Here is a 13,979-nt window from a genome sequence, read left to right as displayed (position 1 = left end):
GAATACTATGGTCAGATATTACGATAAATCACTGGGATTATCCTTTCCCATAATGGACAGTAGTAAGACCATACTTCTTAAGAAAGCGGGGCACATGTGAAATGAAAGCTACTGGAATTGTTCGGCGTATTGATGATCTCGGACGAGTGGTTATTCCCAAAGAAATTAGACGTACTCTACGGATTAGAGAAGGCGACCCACTGGAAATTTTCGTCGATCGGGACGGTGAAGTCATACTCAAGAAATATTCCCCGATTGGCGAGCTTGGTGACTTTGCAAAAGAGTACGCGGAGTCCTTGTTCGAAGGTACTGGGCATATTACGATGATTGCTGATCGTGATACCTTTATTGCACTGGCTGGTGGCTCCAAGAAAGACTATTTGGAAAAACAAGTAGGAATTCTTTTGGAGAAGGTCATGGATAGTCGTAAGACTGTACTGGAAACCAACGAAGGCAGTTATGAAATCGCTAAAGATCATCCGGATTTGGTGTCCTCATATGTAGCCTCACCGATCATTTCCGGTGGAGATCCTATTGGTTGTGTAGTGATGGTAAGTAAGGATGATTCAGCGAAAATGTCGTCAATGGAAGTGAAAATGGCCGAAACCGCCGCCGCATTCCTTGGCAAGCAAATGGAGCAATAACCGTAATGTAGACCCCGCTTTCCTTTTGGTAAGATATACAAAGGGCAAACGGGGTTTTGTCGTTCTTACAAAACCGTTTCTACTTGTGGGTATACATACGTTATAATATAGAAATTCATCCCATTAAAGTTGTAGAAGCAGGTACTTTATGAAATCGAACTCACAAACATCACGATTGCTGCAAGGGGCATTTATTCTAAGTGCAGCAGCGATTATTTCAAAGCTTATAGGTACACTCCAAAAAATCCCGCTGCAAAATCTAGGCGGAGATGCGGTATTTGGTATATACAACACGGTTTATCCTTTGTACACGATGTTGTTGACGGTAGCGATGCTGGGTCTGCCAGCGGCCATATCCAAATTTGTCGCTGAAGCCTCTGCAGGAAGGCGGGATGACGAGGGTCGGCGGATTCTGCGGTTATCTGCGGTTATAACAGCCATAAGCGGCTTGGTTATCGGAGCAATCACCTATGCAGGTGCGCCGATTATAGCTGGGTGGGTCGGCAACTCGCATGTGATGCCCGCTTTGCGGGCAAGTGCGTGGGGACTTGCGGTTGTTCCAATCATGTCAGCTCTTCGGGGTTACTTTCAGGGTCTTCATAATATGGTTCCGACGGCTGTGTCACAAATTGTAGAGCAGTCCGTACGTGTTACAGTAATGATTGTACTGCTCTTATACCTGACCTCACTGGGTGCAGGCGCTGAGAGCATTGCTGCTGGCGCATTGCTTGGCTCAGCCGGGGGAGGGGCAGCAGGGCTTGTGATTATGCTGCTATTTTTGCGACGTCATCGGCGGGTGTTAAGACAAGGGGCCCCTTTAGATGCTGCCGCTTCTGTCGAAAGTCAGGGTTTAAAGCTGCCCAATGCAGATAATGAGGGGCGTTCAAATCAACAGATTATGGGCGTTAAAGCAGGGGCCTTGCTGGCTTATGGAATTCCCGTGATGCTTGGTGCGCTCGCAATGCCTCTTATCGGTCTTGTAGATGTATTCACTGTACCTCGCTTGCTATCCTCTGTAGGAAGCGAAGTGGAGGCAATGACACAGTTTGGTGTATACAATCGTGGTTTGCCACTAGTGCAGATTGTAACGATGATTGCCACTTCTTTGTCTGTCGTGTTCATACCAGCCTTAGCAGAGGCGAAGTACAAGGGAGACATGAAGCTGATCGAGAACCGTTGCAGCTTGTCACTGCGTTGGTTCTGGCTGCTAGGGCTGGCAGCGTCAGCGGGCCTTGCAGTGCTTGCTGAGCCGATTAATATGGCTCTTTATGGCGACACCGCCGGCAGCAGCACTATGACTTGGCTGGCCATAACCGCTGTTGGCGGTACGGTCAGCATCATCTCGGCTGCACTCCTGCAGGGCCTCGGCTACGTGCGCGCCCCGGCCCTGCACCTTTTGGCCGCCGCGCTGCTCAAGGCGGCCCTGAACCTGCTGCTGGTTCCGCAGCAGGGCATTACCGGCGCAGCCATCGCTGGCGTGGCCGCGCATTCGTTCGCAGCAGCGCTCAACGTGCTGCTGCTGTATCGCCAGGGCCATCTGCGGCTTCGCCTCGCAGATGCCCTGGCACGGCCCGCGCTGCTCACAGCGGGCCTGGCTCTTGCCGCTGCAGCCACCAGCTGGGGCGTGGACGCTGCGGCTACAGCCGCTGGCATCGGCGGCGGGCGCACTGCCAGCTTGGCGCAGAGCCTGCTCGGGGTGCTCGCAGGCTGCGCTGTCTTTGCCGTAGGGGCTATAGTCCTTCGGCTCCTTAGCGAGAGCGAGCTTCGCCAGCTTCCAGGCTTCGGCCCGTCCCTGGCGGACAAGCTGAAGAAGCTGCGCTTATTCCCTTAATCAACGTTTACATCACAATATAAAAATGCGGTCTGCTGAGACAGCCGCTTAAGAGGAGGAACAGACATGAGTGCAACATTAACGGTCGTCGGTCTGGGTTCAGGCAACCCTGATCGATTGACGCTAGGAATTATAAAGAAGCTGAAGGCAGCATCCGTTGTCTATGTCCGCACAAAAGAGCATCCAGTCATGGCTGCACTCTCCGAGCTTGAAATAACTTCCCAGTCCTTTGATGGATTGTATGAATCTTTATCCTCGTTTCCAGAGGTGTATGCAGCGATTACTTCAAAACTGATTGAAGAGGCTCAAGCATCAGCAGACGGTACAGATATTGTTTACGCGGTTCCGGGTCATCCTATGGTTGCGGAATCAGCGGTTTCGCAGCTGCGCGAGCGGTGCCCTGAGGAAGGCATTGAACTGCAAATATTGGGTGGAGAGAGCTTTCTCGACGAGGCGTTTGTTCGACTGGGGTTTGACCCCATTGAAGGGTTTCAGTTACTAGATGCTTCAGGCATTCGCAGTGCTCAGCTTCAGCCTGAACTACATACTCTGATTGGTCAGGTGTACGATAGCTTCACAGCCTCGGAGACAAAATTATGTTTGATGGAGCTGTACCCGCCTGAATATGAAGTTGTTGTGGGGCATGCACTCGGTGTCGAGAACGAAGAAAGTATTGTAAGAGTCCCACTGTACGAACTGGATCGACTCGACGGTTATGGCAACCTGTCGTTAGTTTATGTACCTGCGAATCGTGACGAGAATCTAAGGAATCGTACCTTTGCCCGTCTGCATGAGATTGTCGATATTCTTCGAAGCCCGGAAGGTTGTCCATGGGATCGGGAGCAGACACATGAATCCCTGCGCAAAAATTTAATCGAAGAAACCTATGAAGTCCTTGAAACGATTGATGAGGATGATCCCGATCATATGAAAGAGGAGCTGGGCGACCTTTTGCTGCAAATTATGCTTCACTCTCAAATGGAGGAGGAGCTTGGCACGTTTAACGTGTATGACGTCATTGAAGGGCTGAATGATAAGCTTATCTTCCGTCACCCTCACGTATTTGGGGATACCAATGCGAATGATGCCGAAGAAGCGCTGAAGAACTGGGAGGGCATGAAGGCAGAAGAGAAGCGGCGTAAAGGTGTGAAGCCAGAGGAATTATCCGTTCTTAGTGGTGTTCCGCGTGACCTGCCTGCTCTTATGAAGGCATACAAGCTTCAGAAAAAAGCATCCAAGGTGGGGTTTGACTGGGACAACGCTACGGATTGCATAGCCAAGATTCGTGAGGAGATTGATGAGCTGCAGGAGGCGATTGACACAGATGCGGCGACAGATGATCAAATTCTGGAACTTGGGGATTTGTTGTTTGCAGTTACGAATGTCGCTCGTTTTATCGGTGCAGATCCGGAAGAGGCATTAACCCGGACTAACCGCAAATTTGTGCGCCGGTTTCAATATATTGAGCAAAGCTTGCAGCGCAAGGGAACGAGCGTAAAGGATAGTAGTTTGGAAGAGATGGAAGAACTGTGGCAAGAGGCTAAGGCTGAGGAGCGAAAAGTCTAGTAATTCACAGCCTCTTTACGGTATATGGACTCAAAAATGGGGCAATGCTGTGGATGTAGCTTTTATTTTCTGATTTAGAATGTGGCCAGTAGTTTAATAGTGCTATAGAATAGATTCTGCGACGATTTCTGAGAAATAACTGCTTCTTTTTTAAAAAAACGACGAATCGTGGCAGGATTTTAAGGTGACATCAAGAATAACATAAAGACGAAATGCGATTCGCCCCATATTATGGTGGTGATTCTCGTTTCATTTATTTTTTCGTATCCTAGGAGGAACTTTAAATTATGAACAAGACAGATTTGGTAAACAACATTTCCGAGAAAAACGGATTGGCAAAAAAAGATGTAGAAGCAGTATTGAACGGATTCTTGGGTGAGATTACAGAAGCTTTGGCAAAAGGTGATAAAGTCCAACTGATCGGTTTCGGAACTTTTGAAACTCGCAAACGTGCAGGACGCACTGGTCGCAACCCGCAAACGGGCACTACGATTGAAATTCCAGAATCGACTGTACCGGCTTTCAAAGCTGGTAACAAGCTTAAAGAAGCCGTTAACTAATGCGTCTTGACAAATTCCTGAAAGTGTCCCGTTTAATTAAGCGCCGTACAGTGGCCAAGGATGTGTCCGAACAAGGCCGGGTACTGATTAACGGGCGGGAATCTAAACCTAGTAGTGCAGTTAAGATCGGTGACGAGATTACTGTACAATTTGGACAAAAGCTTGTAACGGTCAAAGTAGAAAAGCTGGTCGAAACGACTCGCAAGGACGAGGCCGCTGGTATGTATACTCTAGTTCGGGAAGAGCCTGTTGCCAAAAGCAGCGGACTGGACTGGTAAGAGTAATAGAAGAAGGCATAACTTTACATTTTGTAGAGTTGTGCCTTCTTTTTGTTTCTATTATTTTTAGTGGGACGGGATGTTCTATAACTTCTGCCTCTGCCATAGATTAGAGGTAAGAAGGAGGGGTACATGCTATGATTGAGCCAGGAAAGGTAAACAAACAGCATGATCTGCACATGCGCAGTCGGAAGCAGCTGGAGTTGACGGGCGTGCAAAATGTGGAGAGCTTCGACAGCGAGGAATTTTTGCTTCGTACAGAACTCGGCCATCTCACCATTCGCGGGAATCATTTACATATCAAAAATTTAAGTCTGGAGAACGGAATGTTGTCCCTAGAGGGCAATGTACATTCCCTGATTTATCTCGATCCCGGATCGCAGGGCAAAAATAAAGGTCTGCTCGGTAAGCTATTTAAATGAATCCTGCAGTCCAGTGGGTGACGCTGTTCTACATGATCATGGCCGGGCTGGCAATGGGACTGGCCTATGACAGCTACCGGGTGCTGTCGCTGAAGTTCAATTTTCCCAAATGGCTGAATGCCATGCTAGATCTACTGTATTGGCTTTGGGCCGCCTTGCTCGTTTTTCGTATGCTGTATGCCGGAAATCAAGGACAATTGCGGTTTTATGTCTTTCTAGGTTTGTTTCTAGGAGTATGGATCTATTTTTTAATCTTCAGTGTTACGGTGCGGCGTTTTGTGTTAAGGTTAATTCAATCGGTTCAGTATATGTGCAGGTTGCTGTGGAGACTTGTGGAGATCCTGATAGGTACACCTCTTCTCTGGCTTTGGCGATTTATTTTAGGGCTGCTAAAGCTACTAGGTCGTATTCTGCGGTTCATCTTTAAGCTTCTGCTGCGTCTGACCAAACCAATTTGGGTATTACCTGTTAGGTGGATCTCTCCACAGTTATCGCGGCTGACACATAGCGCCTGGATTGTGAAGATCACTGAATGGATTACCAAATGGCGGAAACGCTGACCTTGAATTAGGGGGTACGTTGCATGAACAGATTTACTGCGGAAGAGAAAAGTAATCATAGCAAAAATTCGGCCGCAGGCGCGAAGAGAAGAAGATTTATGTGGATTGTCTTTGTGGCAGTATTTTTTGGTTGGGCGGGTTATACTTACTTCGCTCAAAGTGCGGTCATTGCGGACAAGGGTGAGGAACTTGCAAAGAAACAGGAGACTAGTGAGGATGTCATGGCATCTTTAACTCAATTAAAATATGAATTATCCAGACTTAATGATGACGAGTATATTGGCCAATTAGCACGTAAATGGTACAATATCTATCCTCAAGGGGAAACTCCTATTCGAACAGAGCAATCAGAGCAATAATAGCGGCGAAAAGAGGCTTTTACTCTGTTGCCTTGCTTTGCTCTTTACTGTATAATCAAATCACCGCAGACAGGATGACCTTAATATTCGTCTGTATATTTTTAAGGGAGGATCATTTTATTCTATGGCAATTGAAGTGGGCACCAAGTTAGAAGGCAAAGTGACAGGCATCACGCATTTCGGAGCATTTGTGGATCTGTCAGGAGGTGTCACAGGTCTCGTTCACATCTCGGAAATCGCCGATAATTATGTCAAGGATGTTAACGATCATCTGAAGATTAGTGATGTAGTAACAGTCAAGGTGATCAACGTCGATAAGGACGGCAAGATCGGACTTTCCATTAAGCAGGCTGTTGACAAGCCAGCATCGGAAGTACGTCCGCCTAGAGCTCCAAGACCAGAACGTCCTAGCGGCGGAGACCGTTTCGGCGGTGGAGGCGGCAGTGGTGGAGGCGGCGGTGGATTCAATCGTGAACGGGGTGGGCGTCCATTTAAGCCTGCAGCCGGTAAACCTTCATTCGAGGATAAAATGTCGCGATTCCTGAAAGACAGCGAAGAACGGATATCTTCGATTAAGAAGAACACAGAAGGAAAGCGCGGAGGCCGTGGAGCTAAACGCGTGTAATCCAATACCTGTACATCATAAATAACCGCAGGGGCATTTCGCCCTTGCGGTTTTTTTGTCATGTCATATAAAATTGCCGACAGCATCCATGTCATTCTCACATAACTCTAGGGCAATCGCTGACGAAAGACCGCCGCGTCAGCGCGTGAAATTACGTTGTAAACAATCTTGAAACCAATCAACCTACCGTCCCGCAAGGGATAGAACCGCTTTTTTACAGATCATGAATGAAGGCTTTTTTGTCGGAAATTTCTTGTGTGTGTCCCTCCATTTCTGACAAACTTTCTCAATTCCCCGGTTATATAATGAGTACCATAAATTCTTAAACGGGTGGTGTAGGGGAATGAGTAAAAGCAACGTGGTAAATTTGCCAGAGTGGACAAGAGTGGGAAGTGAAGATAAGAAGCAGAGACAAGCATTGCGCACGCGTATTACAGCTTGGGGTCAGAAACAACGGTATATTCAGCTAATAGCAGCGAAGAAATGGATGCTATTGCTTAGTTTCATGGGGTTTCTGCTGGGTAGAGCCATGATTCTGGACGAACTATCCCCTTTTGCTGTCGCATACTTTGCCGTCATTGTGTTTATGCGTCGCGACTCTATTCTACCTGTAGCTGCAGCCATTATAGCTGGAAGTCTCTTTACTCCATTCCCTGGAGCTTTGGTTACTACTGCTGAGCTGATTATTTTCTTTTTAGTTTATAAAGGCTTGGAAAGTTATGAACGAATAGATTTATCCTATGCACCACTTATGGTGTTCGTGTCTTCGTTTATGGTTGGCTTGTTCCAGATTGTTATTGGACCTTCTCTTTCTTGGTATCCGCTTATGATGACAACACTAGATGCTTTACTAGGTTTTGTACTTACACTGGTGTTCATTCAAGCGCTGCCTTTACTAACCTATAAGCAAAAGAGTAGAGCGCTCAGGAACGAGGAGATTCTGTGCCTTATTATCTTACTTGCCTCAGTAATGACGGGCCTTGTGGGCTGGACCCTTAATGGTTTGTCTTTGGAGCATATATTGTCACGATATTTGATTCTACTCTTCGCCATGGCAGGGGGGGCTCCTCTTGGGGCTGCTGTTGGGGTGGTGACCGGATTGATTCTCAGTTTGGCGGATATTAGTGCTATCTATCAAATGAGCCTGCTTGCTTTTTCTGGAATGCTAGCGGGAATGATGCAGGGTGGTCGAAAAGGTGCAGTATCTATCGGGATGTTGCTAGGATCCACGATCCTTTCCGTCTATTTTACGGGTCCAGGTGATATGATGGCCTCAACATGGGAAACCTGCGTAGCGGTAGTGCTATTTCTTATAACGCCTAAGGCGATGATATCTGCCATTGCTAAATATGTTCCTGGCACGTCAGATCATAGCCGATCGCAACACGAATATGCGCGAAGGGTCAGGGATTTAACGGCAGAACGGGTGACGCAATTCTCACAGGTATTCCAGCAGCTGTCGAGCAGCTTTGGTCAGATTCCACGTGCCGGAGAAGTAGGGAAGTCAGACCGTGAGATGGAGGATTTCATGAGTACGGTGACAGAGGGTGCCTGTGCAGGATGCATTCGGCGTTCCCACTGCTGGGATGCAAAATTCTATCAGACGTATAGATATATGACAGATATGATGACTACTGTTGAGGAATGCCCTGATATTACGGCAGCTCAGCTGCCTCCGGAATGGAGCCGGATTTGCGGTAAAACTGGTGAAGTACTTGAAGTCATGAAAGGACAATATGATCTTTACCAACATGATATGCGATGGAAAAGACAAATATACGATAGTCGTCAATTTGTTGCCGAGCAGTTATCGGGCGTGTCACAGGTTATGGAGGACCTGGCGCGTGAAATAAAACGTGAGGGACAGGCTATGTATCGTCAGGAAGCTCAAATCCGTGAGACATTGGAGAAATTAGGGCTGTCTATTCATAGTATCGAAATCCTAAGTTTAGATCCTGGGCGTGTAGAAATAGAGGTGGTGCATGCCTATACTCGTGGTTTTGATGAATGCCGTAAAATGATCGCTCCACTCCTTTCCGACATACTAGATGAGAATATTGCTGTCATGAGCGAGACGGCAGTCCATCCTCGGGAAGGATTGTCGATGGTTACCTTCGGTTCAGCCAAAGCCTTTGAGATAAACACAGGAGTGGCCGTTGTTTCTAAAGGAGGAGATATGTTATCTGGCGATAGCTTCAGTACCGTGGAGCTTGGAAACGGCACCTTTGCAGTATCCATTAGCGACGGAATGGGAAATGGTGAGCGGGCGAGAATGGAGAGTAGTGCCGCCCTCGGTATGTTAGAAAAGCTACTGCAATCCGGTATGGATGAGAAGCTGGCTGTAAAGTCGGTAAACTCTATTCTCTTATTACGTTCTCCTGACGAGTTCTACGCTACCGTTGACATGGCTTTGATCGATCAGTATTCCGCACAGACAACTTTTATGAAGATTGCTTCCGCACCGAGCTTTATCCGGAGGGGTAGTGAGGTCATTCCAATAACCTCTAGCAATCTGCCTATAGGAATCATTAAAGATATCGATGTGGATCTGATCAGCATGCAGCTTCGGGCCGGTGATATTTTGATTATGATGACGGATGGTATTTATGATGCGCCAGGATATGCCGTTAATAAGGAGATATGGATGAAACGGTTGATCCAAGAGCTTGAGGGGGATGATCCTCAAGATTTGGCGGATAGCCTGTTAGATAAGGTAATCCGTTATCAGGGCAATGAGATCCATGATGACATGACAATTGTCGTCAGTCGTGTGGATCATTTCCATCCGGAATGGTCCAGCCTGCATATGCCTGGTGTTGGCCGAATGGAGCGTCCGCGTACGGTGAGTTAGGAATTTTCTCGGTTTAGGCTTAGGTTTTATGTTTAGTACGCGGAAGGGCCGTATTGCTTGTGTGTTTAAGCACGCACGAAGTGTCGTGTTGCCTATATATTTGCAGTGCGCGCAATGCGCCGTGCTGCTATAGGAGTTTAAGTACGCGCGAAGCGTCGTGCGTGCTTGGAAGTCGGGGCGAGTCTGTGATGTGTAACTCGCCGGCCTCTACCATTACGTTTCAAAGGTTCGCTGACTTTGGAGGGTAATTTTTTAGATCTAAACTGTTTACTAGTGAAGGTACGGAACGGAGAGAAAGTTTGGAGCTGTAGAAGCGGAGCGTTCGCCTTTATTATTTGATTTCAACCGCAGAAGGCGGTTTTAATAGAGAAATCAAATAATAACAGCGATCGAAAGCCCAAACATTTCTCGCAGTTCCCCTATTCACTATCCCCTTAGTTCAGATCACAAATTTCCCCAACAAAAGCGACCGTTTGAAATCTCTCATTTCTGGATATGCTAGAAACAGAGGTTCAAACAAAGGGGGAGTTGAGGGTTATGAAGCAAATTATGCTCATTACTGACGGTTGTTCGAATGTAGGAGAAAGTCCGGTGTTGGCAGCGGCGCATGCCCTGCAGGAGGGAATCACCGTAAATGTGGTTGGTGTAGTTGATTATGGTACGATCGGCGAACTCGGAAGCCGGGAGATTGCCGACATTGCCAAGGCCGGGGGAGGCCTTAGCCGAATAGTCGGAACGCCACAACTGGCACAGACGATTCAGATGATGACACGCAAGACCGTGGTTCAGACGATCCAGCAGGCGGTTAATAAAGAGGTAAAAAAGATACTAGGCAATGGCTCATTGGATCAGTTACCTCCTGTTCAACGTTCACAGGTTGTTACAGTTGTAGATGAACTGACAGAAACAACACCGCTGCGCATTGCACTTCTTATCGATGCCAGTGCTAGTATGAAACCTAAACTGGGTGCTGTGGAAGATGCTATCCGCGATTTGGCGCTCAGTTTGGAAGCACGGGAAGGTAAGAGTGAGATTGCTGTGTTCCATTATCCTGGAAATAACAGCAGCGAAGATGCCAAGCTTGATCTAGATTGGACCCATGACATGTCAGGTATTCGTACGTTATTCTCTAAATTACACATGAGAGGCGCGACACCGACGGGTCCAGCTATTTTCAAGGTGCTTGAACATTATCGTTATGATACACTGGATGAACATCGTGGACGCCGACTAAGTGATGACCACGACGAAAGAGAAGGGATGATTGGTGGGTATGTCGTCTAATCCGTCCTATCCTACTGGTACCTTAATTAACGGCAAATGGCGGGGTAACCGTTATGTCGTTGAGCGGATGCTGGGAAGGGGCGCGAACGGAACCGTATATCTTGTGCAAAGAGAAGGCAGACGGGAAAGGTACGCGCTAAAAATCGGATACGATACACTTGAACTTCAATCGGAGATCAATGTACTAACCTCGCTGCAATCACGGCGAAAGCGGAATGAGCATCGTGCTCGTCGTGAGAATCCATTGTCTTCTTATTTTTTGGAAGCGGATGATTTTGCGAATGGGGATAATGTCCCCTTCTATGTAATGAGGTATGTTGAAGGCAAACCTCTGCATCATTTTTTATCGAAAAACGGTCCCGACTGGTTAGGCCTGGTAGGTCTTGGTCTGCTTGATAAGCTGCGCACGCTGCATGAATGCGGTTTTGTGTTCGGGGATTTGAAGCCGGAGAACGTCATGGTATCAAAGTACGGCGAAGTGGAGCTGATCGACTTTGGGGGCACAAGTCCTATTGGTCGCAGTGTGAAGCAGTTTACCGAATGGCATGACCGTGGTTTTTGGAATGCAGGCAGCCGCACGAGTGATGAGGGTTATGATCTATTCGCTTTTGCTGTACTGTGCCTCCGTCTTTTGAATGAAGAGGGGCTCAAGAAAGCTGCGCTACAGCTGCCGCAGACAAGAAGTGTAGATGAGCTGTTTAAGCTGGCTAGAAATCTACCCGACAAGAAACTATCCTCTTGGATTTGTTTGGCGTTAAAAGGAGGTTTCTCCGGTTCCGCTGATGCTACAGAGCTCTGGCGAAGCCATATTTACAATTCGCGTAGAAAGCGTCCTGATAGTATGGACACACCTCGCTGGCTCAAAAATGCTTTTGGGGTATCCTTGTTTGTGCTTGCCTTTACAATTTATTGGGTATTTCGGTTTTGAACTTATACATATAGTTAGAGAGAAGGGGGGCCGCATATGGAGCAAATGAATGGACTGGTGGAGTCAGTATTGGAGTCAGCAGCCGAGCACGAGCTGTGGGCGCCCCATGACACCATTGTAGTCGCAGTTTCCGGCGGCCCGGATTCTGTGGCTCTTTTGCATGTTTTGCATGAAATAGCAGTAAACGTTATGCCACTTACCTTAATATGCGCTCATGTGAATCACGGATTTAGAGCGGAGTCTAAGGAAGAGGTAGAGCTAGTACGTGGTATGGCTGAACAGTTGGGACTGCCCTTTGAGTTGGCAGAATTCGATATTCCCTCTTTGGCTAAAGAGAGTGGACTCGGTCCTGAGGGGACAGCACGCGAAAAGCGATACGAATTTCTGATTGATACCGCACACCGTTATGGGGCGCGCTCCGTTGCTCTGGCTCATCATGCGGATGATCAGGCAGAAACGGTGATTATGCGTCTATTGCGAGGAAGCGGTTTATCGGGGCTGTCCGGTATCAAGTGGAAAAGAACAGAAAAAAAGGTGGAACTCATTCGTCCATTCCTACGTATTAACAAAACGGCTCTTCTTGGGTTATGTCAGAATGAAGGTTTCACCTATGCCGAGGATGCAACTAATCTGCTGACGAAATACAAGCGGAATGCTGTTCGATTGGAAGTTCTTCCTTTTCTGGAAAGGTATAACGGCAGAGTGAGACAGTCACTTGTGCAGCTTGCGGAAATTGCAGGAGCTGAGGATGAATATATGGAGGCATCTGCGGTAAAATGCTTTGAGGAGCTGGTTTCGGAAGGGGAAGGGAAATATACCTTTAACAGAGCTTCATTTGCGGCCATACCCTCCGCTTTACAACGGCGTTTGATTAAACTAATATTAAATTATCTGTCGGCGGATCTATCTGCCCTTGATTTCTCCAAGATTGAATCTGTACGTCGGGGAACGCTGCAGAGCTATCCCACCACCTGGAGTTTGGATTTAGGTGGAGGCCTGACTTGTGTGCGGCAATATGATATCATCTTGTTCTCGTCCAAGCCCGCGCAGCAACAGGCAAGCTATACATATCGTCTGTTTTTACCGGATTCCGAGCTTAAGCTGGAGGAAATAGGTAAGGTGATGTCGATGGCGGTGCTGGAGAGAGAAAACTTTTTTGTACAGGGGGAGGATTATGGGAAGATGTCGGCTTGGTTTGACCGTGATGAACTGGTCTTTCCACTAACGATACGTTCCCGATTGCCTGGAGATACCATAAGAGTCATGGGATTAAACGGAAGCAAAAAGGTAAAAGATATTTATATTGATGATAAAATACCTGCTGCTGAACGCTCAATGATCCCCCTCGTTTGTGATGGTTTGGGCAATATCGTCTGGATTCCGGGCGTAAGACGCTCGATGCATGCCGCAGTAGGGCGGCAAACGACCTCGGTACTTCTATTGTCTCTAGCAGAGCTGGATGACCGTGAAGAAACGTAATGGTCGATGTAAGTCTTTCATAGTATAACTTAGGAGGTTTCGCAAGTTGCAAAATGATATTCAAGAAGTCTTGATCACCGAAGAGGAACTTCAGCAGAAAATTAAGGAGCTCGGTCGAACACTGAGCGAAGAATACGCAGGACGTACCCCTTTAGTCATTTGTGTACTAAAAGGCGCGTTTATATTTATGGCAGATCTGGTTAAAGCCATTACAGTACCTGTTGAGATGGATTTCATGGCAGTATCTAGCTATGGAGCATCCACCAAGTCCTCTGGTGTTGTCAAAATTATTAAGGATTTAGATGTATCGGTAGAAGGCCGCGATATCTTGATCGTTGAAGATATTATTGACAGTGGCCTTACGCTCAGCTATTTGATTGAGCTACTCCGCAACCGCAATGCTGCTTCTATCAATGTGGTTACCTTGTTTGATAAGCCCTCAGGTCGTACGGTTAATCTGGAAGCCAGCTATACAGGCTTCGTGTTGCCAGACGAATTTGTAGTAGGCTACGGATTGGATTATGCCGAGCGGTATCGGAACCTCCCATATGTTGGAGTGCTGAAGCCTGAGATTTATTCCAATTGAACTATT

General features: G+C 47.3%; 14 protein-coding genes. All 14 read left to right on the top strand.

Going from position 1 to position 13,979, the window contains the following annotated elements:
* The first annotated feature begins 101 nt into the window (after window positions 1-101).
* The 14 genes from spoVT to hpt all read left to right on the top strand — a co-directional run bounded on the left by spoVT (window position 102) and on the right by hpt (window position 13,973).
* A complete protein-coding gene (spoVT, locus tag NSQ29_RS27160) occupies window positions 102-644 on the top strand; it encodes a stage V sporulation protein T (protein ID WP_042123132.1) in 543 nt (180 codons plus the stop codon).
* 148 nt (window positions 645-792) lie between these two features.
* Complete coding sequence (locus tag NSQ29_RS27155) at window positions 793-2,475, top strand: putative polysaccharide biosynthesis protein (RefSeq protein ID WP_341126509.1); 1,683 nt, start codon at window positions 793-795, stop codon at window positions 2,473-2,475.
* 66 nt (window positions 2,476-2,541) lie between these two features.
* A complete protein-coding gene (mazG, locus tag NSQ29_RS27150) occupies window positions 2,542-4,041 on the top strand; it encodes a nucleoside triphosphate pyrophosphohydrolase (protein ID WP_340973598.1) in 1,500 nt (499 codons plus the stop codon).
* Window positions 4,042-4,328: 287 nt separating this feature from the next.
* A complete protein-coding gene (locus NSQ29_RS27145) occupies window positions 4,329-4,601 on the top strand; it encodes an HU family DNA-binding protein (protein WP_036678778.1) in 273 nt (90 codons plus the stop codon).
* A complete protein-coding gene (locus NSQ29_RS27140) occupies window positions 4,601-4,879 on the top strand; it encodes an RNA-binding S4 domain-containing protein (RefSeq protein ID WP_042183857.1) in 279 nt (92 codons plus the stop codon). The genes NSQ29_RS27145 and NSQ29_RS27140 overlap by 1 nt, the downstream gene beginning before the upstream one ends.
* Before the next feature lie 137 nt (window positions 4,880-5,016).
* The gene (gene yabP / locus NSQ29_RS27135; protein WP_042123140.1) at window positions 5,017-5,301 is read left to right on the top strand and encodes a sporulation protein YabP; all 285 of its coding nucleotides are present in this window, start codon (window positions 5,017-5,019) and stop codon (window positions 5,299-5,301) included.
* Window positions 5,298-5,861 (top strand): spore cortex biosynthesis protein YabQ, encoded by a 564-nt coding sequence (gene yabQ / locus NSQ29_RS27130; protein ID WP_076286874.1) that lies wholly within the window; start codon window positions 5,298-5,300, stop codon window positions 5,859-5,861. Before yabP ends, yabQ begins: the two co-directional genes overlap by 4 nt.
* Window positions 5,862-5,884: 23 nt before the next feature.
* A complete protein-coding gene (locus NSQ29_RS27125; protein WP_042183861.1) occupies window positions 5,885-6,220 on the top strand; it encodes an FtsB family cell division protein in 336 nt (111 codons plus the stop codon).
* Between the two features lie 124 nt (window positions 6,221-6,344).
* Window positions 6,345-6,845 (top strand): S1 domain-containing RNA-binding protein, encoded by a 501-nt coding sequence (locus NSQ29_RS27120; protein WP_036678766.1) that lies wholly within the window; start codon window positions 6,345-6,347, stop codon window positions 6,843-6,845.
* Window positions 6,846-7,188: 343 nt separating this feature from the next.
* Entirely contained in the window at window positions 7,189-9,696 is a 2,508-nt protein-coding gene (gene spoIIE / locus NSQ29_RS27115) for a stage II sporulation protein E (protein WP_076300975.1), read from the top strand.
* 537 nt (window positions 9,697-10,233) lie between these two features.
* Window positions 10,234-10,980 (top strand): VWA domain-containing protein, encoded by a 747-nt coding sequence (locus tag NSQ29_RS27110; protein WP_341126508.1) that lies wholly within the window; start codon window positions 10,234-10,236, stop codon window positions 10,978-10,980.
* Window positions 10,970-11,908: a serine/threonine protein kinase gene (locus tag NSQ29_RS27105; RefSeq protein WP_339799624.1), complete on the top strand. Its 939-nt coding sequence runs from the start codon at window positions 10,970-10,972 to the stop codon at window positions 11,906-11,908. The genes NSQ29_RS27110 and NSQ29_RS27105 overlap by 11 nt, the downstream gene beginning before the upstream one ends.
* A gap of 36 nt (window positions 11,909-11,944) precedes the next feature.
* Window positions 11,945-13,387 carry a tRNA lysidine(34) synthetase TilS gene (tilS, locus tag NSQ29_RS27100; protein ID WP_341126507.1) on the top strand — a complete coding sequence of 481 codons (1,443 nt, stop codon included), beginning with the start codon at window positions 11,945-11,947 and terminating at the stop codon, window positions 13,385-13,387.
* Between the two features lie 46 nt (window positions 13,388-13,433).
* A complete protein-coding gene (gene hpt, locus NSQ29_RS27095) occupies window positions 13,434-13,973 on the top strand; it encodes a hypoxanthine phosphoribosyltransferase (protein ID WP_042183870.1) in 540 nt (179 codons plus the stop codon).
* Window positions 13,974-13,979: the final 6 nt, after the last annotated feature.

The sequence above is a fragment of the Paenibacillus sp. FSL F4-0236 genome, assembly GCF_038000135.1.
In the GTDB taxonomy this organism is placed as follows: Bacteria; Bacillota; Bacilli; order Paenibacillales; family Paenibacillaceae; genus Paenibacillus_AQ.
The sequence above is the reverse complement of the archived record's forward strand: the minus strand, read 5'-3'. Positions and strand labels throughout refer to the sequence as shown.

Coding starts and splice junctions, on each gene's coding strand:
- spoVT (WP_042123132.1), top strand. CDS start 102: ATGAAAGCTACTGGAATTGTTCGGCGTATTGATGATCTCGGACGAGTG.
- NSQ29_RS27155 (WP_341126509.1), top strand. CDS start 793: ATGAAATCGAACTCACAAACATCACGATTGCTGCAAGGGGCATTTATT.
- mazG (WP_340973598.1), top strand. CDS start 2,542: ATGAGTGCAACATTAACGGTCGTCGGTCTGGGTTCAGGCAACCCTGAT.
- NSQ29_RS27145 (WP_036678778.1), top strand. CDS start 4,329: ATGAACAAGACAGATTTGGTAAACAACATTTCCGAGAAAAACGGATTG.
- NSQ29_RS27140 (WP_042183857.1), top strand. CDS start 4,601: ATGCGTCTTGACAAATTCCTGAAAGTGTCCCGTTTAATTAAGCGCCGT.
- yabP (WP_042123140.1), top strand. CDS start 5,017: ATGATTGAGCCAGGAAAGGTAAACAAACAGCATGATCTGCACATGCGC.
- yabQ (WP_076286874.1), top strand. CDS start 5,298: ATGAATCCTGCAGTCCAGTGGGTGACGCTGTTCTACATGATCATGGCC.
- NSQ29_RS27125 (WP_042183861.1), top strand. CDS start 5,885: ATGAACAGATTTACTGCGGAAGAGAAAAGTAATCATAGCAAAAATTCG.
- NSQ29_RS27120 (WP_036678766.1), top strand. CDS start 6,345: ATGGCAATTGAAGTGGGCACCAAGTTAGAAGGCAAAGTGACAGGCATC.
- spoIIE (WP_076300975.1), top strand. CDS start 7,189: ATGAGTAAAAGCAACGTGGTAAATTTGCCAGAGTGGACAAGAGTGGGA.
- NSQ29_RS27110 (WP_341126508.1), top strand. CDS start 10,234: ATGAAGCAAATTATGCTCATTACTGACGGTTGTTCGAATGTAGGAGAA.
- NSQ29_RS27105 (WP_339799624.1), top strand. CDS start 10,970: ATGTCGTCTAATCCGTCCTATCCTACTGGTACCTTAATTAACGGCAAA.
- tilS (WP_341126507.1), top strand. CDS start 11,945: ATGGAGCAAATGAATGGACTGGTGGAGTCAGTATTGGAGTCAGCAGCC.